Genomic DNA, 8256 nt, shown 5'->3' with positions numbered 1-8256 from the left:
TGCTTTTTTGATAGTGTGTGCTCACTTAAAATTTAACGTTGGCGCTTTGTTTTGTTCAGTTTTCAAAGAGCAATTTTTTCGCTATATCTCTTAGCGACTTTAATATCTTAACATCTTATTACCGCTTCGTCAATAACTTTTTTTGAAAAGTTTTTTCACTCTTTTTCAAAAGCATTACTACGTTGCAGCAACTTTTATAATATACCAGTGTATAAATTAATAGTCAATAGGTTTTTTGAATATAATTCACTTTTATATATCATGACTGATTTCCCTTGGTTAAGTTCGTTTTCACCCTCATATACATTAGGCATTCCTCCTCAGTGCTCACCCTTTTAAACAGTCTGAAAAGGATGTTATATTTCTCGTTTATTGCCCTTTTTACTAAGTGATCAATTCTGTCATCTTGCAAATCGAAAAGTATTTCATCCATCTCTCTTTTTAACAGGTACTCCAATTCCATCTTTTCTTTGTCATTAATCAATAAACCGAGCATGATTCACACCTCCATCAGACATCTTTCCCCATTCACACCCATTTTATGAATTTTCAACTGATTTTTTGCATAACAATAATCCTCGCGCATAAATTTGAAGACAAGAGTCTTTTGGACAAGGGGATGGATTAATGAAATTTTTCATGGTGCTTCATGCAAAAAAAATCAAGTATTATTCGTTAATTTTACTTACGGCACTTTTTACCGCCTGGTTCCTTTTTGTGCAGAACATTCTTCAAGCCCCAGTTTTTTCTACAGAAGATGGGCCAAAAGCGGTTTATAAAGGGGAACAGAATGTCGCGATTACGTTCAATATTGGCTGGGGTGATGAGAAAGCCGCTCCGATAATAGAAACATTAAAAAGGGAACAGATTAAATCAGCCACTTTTTTCCTTTCGGGATCTTGGGCTGAGCGCCATCCGGACATAGTAGAGAAAATTAGGAAAGAAGGATATGAAATCGGTATGCTTGGTTACGATTATAAGGATTATTCCGAAATGGAAGATCAAGAAATCATCCGAGATATATCTAAAGCTCAAGAAGCATTTAAAAAACTGAATGTAAAGAATATAGAACTTTTACGAGCGCCCACCGGTCACTTTGATAAACGCCTCTTAAAGATCAGTGAGAACTTCGGATATACTGTAGTCCATTGGAGCATCGATTCAAAGGATTGGACCAATCCAGGTGTTGACCAGATCGTTCAGAACATCAGTAAGACCAAAAAGGGTGATATCATCTTATTACATGCTTCAGACTCAGCAAAACAAACTAATAAGGCTTTGCCACAGTTACTAGGGGAACTACAATCAAAAAATTTAAACTTTGTTAACGTTTCTGAAATGATTTCCAATTCATCGGCAAACAGTGAGGAAATCCGCTGACTGAAAAAACTGCGTACTGATGGTCCTCATGAACCTTAGTACGCAGTTTTTATGTTGACTTCCTTATGTATGGCCCGACTTACAGTAGATTAGCTGCTGCCTTTACCTAATTCGCCGGCTTTCATTTCCTTTGCTCGAGTTTGCTTCCGTGCTTTTTTACTGGCCAATTCCTTTTGTGATCGTTCAATCAATTTGCTTAGAACCAAGAGTTGATAAGCATTGCAGACTATCAAAGGAAGCAGCATGAAGTAAAGCCAGCTTACATCATTGGTACTTAGGACAGGTAACCACTCCAAAACTGTGACTACGACCATGAAGAATAAGGCTGGGATAAACGATTGTCTATTCGTTTGTTTCATTTTGAAATAAGCTGTAATCAGTGCTGCAGCCAAAACAACCAATGCTAACACGATATAGGAACTAATCCCCTCGCCTGAACCAAAATTAAGATATCGCAGGTAAACCAGGTCAAAAACAACAAAAAGGATAAGTACAATTTGAACGGCATTCCATAAAGAAGCGCTTTTAAATACTCCCAGACCAAAACGATGGATCGTTAAATAGGCAAAAAAGCCAGCTTGACTTATGACACTAAAAATTAACCCAACACCGAATAACCAAATAAACGTTGATAGGATGGCGCTGGCTTCAAAAGAAGAGAAATAAGCCTCAAACTCACTCCATCGAGCCAAAAACCCTACAACTCCGCCCGTTACACCACCGATAAGCAATGTTGTTAAAAACAATTTAACTAAATTACGGCTGTTCATTGTTTTCCTCCATACATTTCTATTTAATTCCCCTAATTGTACCAACCAAATTTGGAAAAATCCACTTATTCCACCAAGGAATAATATCGCCGTTTGGAACCATATTAACAATAAGAAGGATGAAAGGGGCCCTGCGTATGAGAGTGGGAGTTGCTTTGCTTTTCACGTCATTCTTACTCGTTTGTTCCGGTTGTGCTCAAAATGGAGCAGGCGCAGATAAAATGGAGTATGAAGAGACAAAGAAAATGGTCGTCGATATCTTGAAGACAGATGATGGAAAAAAAGCCATCCAGGATATCATTTCCGATGATAAAACGAAAGCTGAACTTATAATGGACTCGGATGTCATTAAGAAATCCATTGAAGATATGGTCACTTCAGATAAAGGAAAGGAATTTTGGAAAAAGACATTTAATGATCCTGAATTCGCTTCCGCTTATGCTAAAGCTTTAGAAGACGAACATAAAAAGGTATTGAAGGACTTAACTGCTGATCCTCAGTATCGTGGAATGATCATGGATATATTGAAAGAACCGGATATGGAAAAAGAAATGAATAAATTATTAAAAACTAAGGAAATGCGTTCCGTCTATAAAGAGCTGATCATAGAAACCATGGAGAGTCCTCTCGTTCAAGCGAAAATGCAGGAAAGATTGGATAAAGCAGCTACTAAAGCGGTAGAGAAGGAAAATAAGGATAAAAAGGCAAAATAATAAAAAAAGCTGATTCCATTGGAATCAGCCTTTTTTTTATTGTAGCTTTTCAATGACCTTTTTAGCAATATCCTCGTAAATCCTACCGAGCCTATGGTCTGCTGCGTAAATGGATGGAGCAAAGTCCTCTTCGTTCCAATCTGGCTGTTGTAACGGGAGTTGACCTAAGACTTCTGTTCGAAGCTCTTCTGCAAGCTTCGCTCCGCCGCCTTTTCCGAAAACATATTCTTTTTCACCGGTCGTTTTACTTTCGAAGAATGACATATTCTCAATAACACCAATGACTTCATGTTCTGTCTTGATGGCCATTGCACCAGCTCTTGCAGCAACGAAGGCAGCAGTCGGATGCGGTGTCGTAACGATGATTTCTTTACATGAAGGGAGCATCGTATGCACGTCCAATGCAACATCGCCTGTACCTGGTGGTAAGTCAAGGACTAAATAGTCCAATTCTCCCCATTCCACTTCATTAAAGAAACTGTTAAGCATTTTTCCCAGCATCGGCCCTCTCCAGATGATAGGCGCGTTATCTTCCACAAAAAAGCCCATTGAGATAACCTGAACGCCAAACCGTTCTACAGGAATGATTTTTTCCCCGCGGACGACTGGTCTTTTTGTTATCCCCATCATATCAGGTACACTGAATCCATAAATATCAGCGTCAACCAATCCGACCTTTTTACCCAAGCGAGCAAGTGAAGTGGCGAAATTCACTGAAATCGTAGATTTTCCCACTCCGCCTTTACCACTCGCAATCGCAATGAATTGTGTCTTGCTGTTAGGTCCAAGCAAGCCTTGGTCCGCTTCATCCTGCGGAATGCCTTCCCGGTGCTTGGCTAACTCATCTTCAGAAAGCTCCGTGAAACGAATCCCTACAGATTCCGCTCCGTTCGTTTTCAGCAAGTCCACCACTTCCGATTGCATTTGCATTTGCTCGGCAGTCCCCGTTTTCGCAATGGCAAGTTTAACGCTTACATGATTCTTTTCAGGTTTTATTTTGATTTCTATAATCCCATTTGTCTCTTCAAGGCTTTTATGTAGAAAAGGGTCTTTAAGATCCTTTAATAAATTCAGTACTTTCTCTTCTGTTAACAAGTCGAGCACCCCTTTGAATTCGTTTTATTTTCCCATTTTTCAGTATAACATATTACTGAAATAAAGCTTATTATCTGCCCTGTACGCGAAACCTGATTACTTCCCCATAGTAAAAAGGGCCTTGTACGTTACAAGACCCAGAAATCACTCTTCTTGCGTTAGTTTTTCCTCTGTAAAGTAACGTAAAATACCCATATAAATCGAACTGGCCACCTTTTCTTGATACCGATCACTTACTAGGCGCTCCCTTTCCTCCTTATTGGAAAGAAAACCAATTTCCACAAGAGCTCCCGGTTTCTTAGCACGATTCATCAAATACACATGATTTATTGTTTTTGCATCACGCTTTGTATTTTCAAGGTTTCTAATGATTTCAGTCTGAATGAATTTTGCTACCTGTTCATTTTCCTCAAACCTGTTTGTATAAAAGGTCTGGGCTCCTTTCGATGACGCTGAAGGAAAAGAATTCAAATGAATGCTTAAGAATAAGTCCGCTTCCGAATCATTGATCATTTCAACCCGGTTCCGTAAGTCTTCCTGTTTTCGCTGGCGGATCCCTTTTGTCTTTCCCTGTGCCAAATCCTCATCCTTCTCACGGGTCATGATGACAAGGGCACCCTGTTCCTGTAAATAGTCCCGGACCTTTAATGAAACGGAAAGGGCAATTTCCTTCTCCATTACCTCTTGTACATTTGCCCCGCCGTCCATTCCCCCATGACCGGCATCCAGCACGATTACCTTACCTGCCAATGGAAGGTTCCAGGAGTCCCAAGAATCATCTTCAACAAATTTAAAAGTTACAATTAAAAAAAGGACAAACAATCCCATAGCGATTCCTGTATATTTCAGCTTTCTACGCATGACCGTTCCCCTTCCATGATTCCTATATTAAAAGGTATGGGACAAACCATGGAATTAGAACAAGGTATGGGATTTTTGCCTTCTAATGCAGTTTCATTTTATATCGTTTTTCACCAGTCTTAAAGCCGTCCTGCCACCACTCTCCCACAAACCCTTCACAGCAATAAAACAGCCCTTCATCGAAAGCGTTATTCGCTGTAACTTCTCTCCAATACAAAATAAAGTTAAAAAGAGTATCGGTCAAAAACTTCTCTTCCTTCCAACACCTGGCCCTTACATCTTCTTCTGACTCACCGTAATAGCCAAACTTACTATAGTTCGCTCCTAATAAATAAGCCTCGATGGCAACATCGAAGTAGCCTTCCTCCAAGACATCCATGAAATCCTGTCCAAAGTAACGCTGAATCCTTCCCTTCATATCGTCGATAGAAAGATCCCTGAGCAATCTACGTTCGAACTTCAATTGCCTTTCCCTTTGCATCTCCTGTAAACCTAATATCACAGCCATATTTCACCTCCGGGGCAATTCCCCATTTCCCAAATTATTTCCTAAGACATAATTTAGTTTTTGCGTTCTATTTTGAACCATTCATTTATTCTATTGGCAAAATATAATGAGAATAAGTTCATCAGCCTAGGTTGATGATCTAATTGCATGGGTGAATGGAAGTAAATGAAGAAGGCACATGGAACTCGATTTAATATAGAGTCTCTTCTTTAAGAAACTTTGTTAAAAGGCAGAACGCACATTCGAGTGATAAAAGTCTGTTTACAAGGACTTGGAACAAAGATGAACCTTTGAGGAGGATCCAGTTGTTTTTTTAAAATGAATCGATACGCGAACCTACGAACGCACCGCCTGAGTAAACAGGAATATGATTGCATCTTCGGAGATTTACTCGTTGTTTTCCCCCCACTTACAAGCCAATCATTTGGACCTAAGAAACTTGGAATTATCCCCCGATAACTCGCCACTCAGGCTGCTACCCGAGGCTGTCCGTGCCGACTCGGGCAGCTCACCACGCATGCCTCTTCAGGACATTGATTCAATATGTAATTATTCTTATCTGTATTTCTTTCTTGAACTTTAAGCGAATGTAATGATTTTGTTTTCTCTTTCAATCCCCTTAATAAAAAAACTCGATTAGGATGAAAAAGGACATCCATGGTAAACGGATGTCCTTCTTTCACATGATATAACATATTGCAATAGCGGTCATAATCACTGCTTATTTAGCAGCGGGGCTGAAATTCATAGCGTTAGTTCACTCATCAAAAAGGCACTTTTTTGAGGTCACAAACAACGTATTCCAACTCCAAGAATGGTTTGAAATAGTTTCCCAAATTCCACTGCCTATATCTGACCAGCTCTTTTCATTAAGCGTCCTGCAAGGGGCACTACAATTATACCCGCTAATACGACCTGCATTACGTTTCCGAGGATAGAGCCGAATGGCTGTATCCAGTTACCGTAAAGGATAACTTCGGCAAAATAGTAGCCCACGACTTTTACAATCAATGCAACGACAACGGCAAGTGTATATACAAGTTCTCTTTTTCCGGGTACCTTTTCGGATATGAGGCCAGCTAAAAAGCCCATTGCACCTACGATGATGAATGTAAACGGTGCCCATGCTGCCCAAGGAGAGATAAGATCGGAGAAGGCCATTCCGATTGCGCCTGCTATCGCTCCTGTTTTTTTGCCATATACCAAAGCTGCTATAAAAAGGGGAACGTTACCAAGATGGATTAGGCCTCCGTTACCCATTATTGGGAGCTTGATGTTGATCATTGTCGCTACAAGGGTTAATGCGATGAATAGCGCATTGATGACCAAGGCTTTTGTTTTAGTCGTTTCAATTGGTGAAAATGTTGAATTCATATGAGGTCCTCTTTCTTTTTTTAAGTACTATCATACTCCTAATCAGAAACTTAATAAATATGGATTTTACAAATAAATCTTTACCATATAAATAAACTCCCGTGATTTAAAAGGAACACACCATTACGATCCCGGCATTTCATTTGGGCTAGGATGGTAAAAGTCGATAAGAGCGGTATAAAGCGATAATTACCTTTGATTCTCCTTAAGCCTCTATTTATTCTTGTATTCAGACATCCCATGATTCTTACCTTGTTGAAGCCGGAGTAAGGTTAAAGAAGATGGGGCGATACTAGGGACATTCATATGACAATGATCATAAATAAACATGTAACAGATACTAGAGAGCAAAAACCTTCTAAATCCCAAAAGGTCCATGGAGCTATGGTGTGGTCAAAAGCTTTCTTTTCATAAAAAAGACCCCCAACCAAAATGGTTGAGAGCCTTTCGAAACGAAAATAGAATTAACGTTTTGAGAACTGAGGTGCACGACGTGCGCCTTTAAGACCGTATTTTTTACGCTCTTTCATACGTGGGTCACGAGTTAGTAAACCAGCAGTTTTAAGAGATGGACGGTATTCTGGATCAACTTGAAGTAATGCACGGGCGATACCGTGACGGATTGCTCCAGCTTGACCAGTGTATCCACCACCGCTAACGTTTACTAGAACGTCGTAATTTCCAGTAGTTTCTGTAGCAACTAGTGGTTGGTTAACAACTTCACGTAATGCTGCGAAAGGAATATATTCATTAATGTCACGACCGTTAATAACGATGCGACCTTCGCCTGGTACTAAACGTACACGAGCTACTGAGCTCTTACGGCGACCAGTACCATAATATTGAACTTGTGCCAAGATAGTAACCTCCTTAGTAATTATCCGCGTAATTCGTATACTTCTGGTTGTTGAGCAGCGTGTGGGTGCTCAGCTCCAGCGTATACGTGTAATTTTTTGTAGATTTGACGACCAAGAGAATTCTTTGGAAGCATACCTTTGATAGCAAGTTCAAGCATTCTCTCAGGGTAGTTTGTACGCATTTCAAGAGCAGTTCTAGTTTTAAGACCGCCTGGATGCATAGTGTGACGGTAATAAATTTTGTCAGTCAATTTTTTACCAGTCAAGTGGATTTTTTCAACATTGATTAGAATTACATGATCACCAGTGTCAATGTTAGGTGTAAAAGTTGGTTTATGTTTACCACGTAAGATGGATGCTACTTCAGTAGAAAGGCGACCCAAAGTTTTGCCTTCAGCGTCAATCACATACCATTTACGTTCTACTTCATTAGCTTTCGCCATAAATGTCGTACGCATGGTTAACCTCCTAAAAAACTTTTTAATTTTTTATATTTATTTTCAATCACAATAAACTTCCGGGGCTTATCGTGGGATTAAAATACATACCATATTATATTAACTTCTCCCAGATTCATTGTCAAGGGAATGTTACACTAGGATAAGTTGTCTATAAAACACTCTTTGTAACTCCATGAAAAGGTCAGTATGGCATCAAACCGCTCCATTACTGATTTCATCCTGTTTGCCAGTTGTAAA

10 protein-coding genes are annotated in these 8256 nt (G+C 39.6%); 2 read left to right on the top strand and 8 right to left on the bottom strand.

Going from position 1 to position 8256, the window contains the following annotated elements:
* Positions 1 to 259 precede the first annotated feature (259 nt).
* On the bottom strand, positions 260 to 496 hold the full coding sequence (locus N9I19_RS19440) for a hypothetical protein (protein ID WP_061440405.1): 237 nt from the start codon (positions 494 to 496) through the stop codon (positions 260 to 262).
* 131 nt (positions 497 to 627) lie between these two features.
* Between N9I19_RS19440 and pdaB the strand changes: the two genes are divergently transcribed.
* On the top strand, positions 628 to 1380 hold the full coding sequence (gene pdaB / locus N9I19_RS19435) for a polysaccharide deacetylase family sporulation protein PdaB (protein ID WP_061440404.1): 753 nt from the start codon (positions 628 to 630) through the stop codon (positions 1378 to 1380).
* Positions 1381 to 1469: 89 nt separating this feature from the next.
* On the opposite strand, the gene N9I19_RS19430 is transcribed toward pdaB, so the two are convergent.
* Positions 1470 to 2150: a KinB-signaling pathway activation protein gene (locus N9I19_RS19430; protein ID WP_284469080.1), complete on the bottom strand. Its 681-nt coding sequence runs from the start codon at positions 2148 to 2150 to the stop codon at positions 1470 to 1472.
* Between the two features lie 137 nt (positions 2151 to 2287).
* Between N9I19_RS19430 and gerD the strand changes: the two genes are divergently transcribed.
* The gene (gene gerD, locus N9I19_RS19425) at positions 2288 to 2863 is read left to right on the top strand and encodes a spore germination lipoprotein GerD (protein ID WP_061440402.1); all 576 of its coding nucleotides are present in this window, start codon (positions 2288 to 2290) and stop codon (positions 2861 to 2863) included.
* Between the two features lie 36 nt (positions 2864 to 2899).
* On the opposite strand, the gene N9I19_RS19420 is transcribed toward gerD, so the two are convergent.
* From N9I19_RS19420 to rplM, 6 genes are all read right to left on the bottom strand, one after another.
* Positions 2900 to 3958 carry an Mrp/NBP35 family ATP-binding protein gene (locus N9I19_RS19420; protein WP_061440401.1) on the bottom strand — a complete coding sequence of 353 codons (1059 nt, stop codon included), beginning with the start codon at positions 3956 to 3958 and terminating at the stop codon, positions 2900 to 2902.
* 144 nt (positions 3959 to 4102) lie between these two features.
* A complete protein-coding gene (cwlD, locus tag N9I19_RS19415; RefSeq protein ID WP_061440400.1) occupies positions 4103 to 4819 on the bottom strand; it encodes an N-acetylmuramoyl-L-alanine amidase CwlD in 717 nt (238 codons plus the stop codon).
* A gap of 82 nt (positions 4820 to 4901) precedes the next feature.
* Positions 4902 to 5327, bottom strand: a complete 426-nt coding sequence (locus tag N9I19_RS19410; RefSeq protein WP_061440399.1) for a DUF2521 family protein — start codon at positions 5325 to 5327, stop codon at positions 4902 to 4904.
* Positions 5328 to 6173: 846 nt separating this feature from the next.
* Positions 6174 to 6701 (bottom strand): ECF transporter S component, encoded by a 528-nt coding sequence (locus tag N9I19_RS19405; RefSeq protein ID WP_061440398.1) that lies wholly within the window; start codon positions 6699 to 6701, stop codon positions 6174 to 6176.
* Between the two features lie 464 nt (positions 6702 to 7165).
* Positions 7166 to 7558: a 30S ribosomal protein S9 gene (gene rpsI / locus N9I19_RS19400; RefSeq protein WP_034304957.1), complete on the bottom strand. Its 393-nt coding sequence runs from the start codon at positions 7556 to 7558 to the stop codon at positions 7166 to 7168.
* A gap of 20 nt (positions 7559 to 7578) precedes the next feature.
* A complete protein-coding gene (gene rplM, locus N9I19_RS19395; RefSeq protein WP_034304960.1) occupies positions 7579 to 8016 on the bottom strand; it encodes a 50S ribosomal protein L13 in 438 nt (145 codons plus the stop codon).
* Positions 8017 to 8256: the final 240 nt, after the last annotated feature.

The sequence above is a fragment of the Peribacillus sp. CSMR9 genome (assembly GCF_033141925.1).
In the GTDB taxonomy this organism is placed as follows: Bacteria; Bacillota; Bacilli; order Bacillales; family DSM-1321; genus Peribacillus; species Peribacillus simplex_A.
This window is presented reverse-complemented; position numbering and strand designations above follow the sequence as displayed.

Bases quoted from the DNA above. Each gene is read 5' to 3' on its own strand.
- N9I19_RS19440 (WP_061440405.1), bottom strand. From the start codon at position 496: ATGCTCGGTTTATTGATTAATGACAAAGAAAAGATGGAATTGGAGTAC.
- pdaB (WP_061440404.1), top strand. From the start codon at position 628: ATGAAATTTTTCATGGTGCTTCATGCAAAAAAAATCAAGTATTATTCG.
- N9I19_RS19430 (WP_284469080.1), bottom strand. From the start codon at position 2,150: ATGAACAGCCGTAATTTAGTTAAATTGTTTTTAACAACATTGCTTATC.
- gerD (WP_061440402.1), top strand. From the start codon at position 2,288: ATGAGAGTGGGAGTTGCTTTGCTTTTCACGTCATTCTTACTCGTTTGT.
- cwlD (WP_061440400.1), bottom strand. From the start codon at position 4,819: ATGCGTAGAAAGCTGAAATATACAGGAATCGCTATGGGATTGTTTGTC.
- N9I19_RS19410 (WP_061440399.1), bottom strand. From the start codon at position 5,327: ATGGCTGTGATATTAGGTTTACAGGAGATGCAAAGGGAAAGGCAATTG.
- N9I19_RS19405 (WP_061440398.1), bottom strand. From the start codon at position 6,701: ATGAATTCAACATTTTCACCAATTGAAACGACTAAAACAAAAGCCTTG.
- rplM (WP_034304960.1), bottom strand. From the start codon at position 8,016: ATGCGTACGACATTTATGGCGAAAGCTAATGAAGTAGAACGTAAATGG.